Origin of the sequence: Herbaspirillum sp. GCM10030257, from assembly GCF_042666555.1 — a bacterium.
In the GTDB taxonomy this organism is placed as follows: domain Bacteria; phylum Pseudomonadota; class Gammaproteobacteria; order Burkholderiales; family Burkholderiaceae_D; genus Noviherbaspirillum.
Genome location: NZ_JBHTDH010000110.1, coordinates 1 through 1,185 on the forward strand (window position 1 = coordinate 1; position 1,185 = coordinate 1,185).

The 1,185-nt window shown below is 54.0% G+C and carries 1 protein-coding gene; it reads left to right on the top strand.

Annotation, left to right across the window (positions count from 1 at the left end; genetic code table 11):
* Positions 1-62: 62 nt before the first annotated feature.
* Positions 63-1,168 (top strand): IS3 family transposase gene (locus ACFQUU_RS29290; protein ID WP_382252159.1). Its coding sequence is split into 2 segments (ribosomal slippage): positions 63-309 and positions 309-1,168, totalling 1,107 coding nucleotides; the frame shifts between segments, so codons are not numbered across the junction.
* Positions 1,169-1,185 lie beyond the last annotated feature (17 nt).

Here is a 1,185-nt window from a genome sequence, read left to right on the forward strand (position 1 = left end):
TGACCTGCTACCTTAATTTAGTACGGCGCTAAGATGGAAACTGCCTAGTGAAGGAGGCAGTCATGAAACAGCGTTTTACTGAAGAGCAAATAATTGGCGTATTGAAAGAGGTTGAGGCCGGCCTGAAGGTGGCCGAAGTGTGCCGCAAGTACGGCATCAGTGATGCGACCTATTACAACTGGAAGTCGAAGTTTGGCGGTATGACAGTTGCTGAAGCACAGCGCCTTAAAGCCCTGGAAGCTGAGAATGCCAAGCTGAAGAAACTGCTGGCCGAGTCGATGCTCGACAATGCAGCGTTACGCGATGTTGTGAGTCGAAAGTGGTAAGCCCGCAAGCCAGGCGTGACGCGGTGACGCATTTGATGACGGTTCACCAGTTAGGCATCACACGCGCTTGCGGGCTGATTGGCATCTCCAGATCGCTCTACCGGTATCAGGCCAAGCGGCCAGATGACTGCGCACTGCTGGAACGATTGACGACGCTGGCTGGACAGAAGCGACGCTATGGCTATCGACGCCTGCATGTGTTGCTGTGTCGGGAAGGATGGCGCATCAACCGTAAGCGGACGTACCGGATATACCACGCAGCCGGGCTGATGGTACGTCGGCGTAAGCGCAAACACATCGCTGCAGTTGAACGTCAGCCAAAGAGGGTTTCCATGGCGCCGAATCACAGTTGGTCGATGGATTTTGTATCGGATGGGTTCGTCAACGGCAGACGATTACGGTGCCTGAACATCGTCGATGACTTTACCAAGGAATGCCTGGCCATCGAAGTCGACACGTCGCTCACTGGACGACGGGTAGTGACCGTATTGGAACGACTGGCGGAAAGCCGTGGACTGCCAAAGTCAGTGACCGTAGACAACGGGCCAGAATTTGCCGGCAAGGTACTCGACGAATGGGCTTATCGACAGCATCTGCAATTGCGTTTCATCGATCCCGGCAAGCCGCAGCAGAATGCGTACATCGAGAGCTTCAATGGCAAGTTCAGAGACGAATGCTTGAATGAACACTGGTTTTTATCGGTACGGCATGCACGCGAAGTCATCGACACATGGCGACAGGAATACAACGACGAACGGCCGCACAGTTCGCTTGGCTACCTGACGCCTAACCGCTTTGCACAACGATTTCTAACCGCAGTTTCCATCGCGGTTTCGGACTAAGTTGGGTTGCAGGTCAA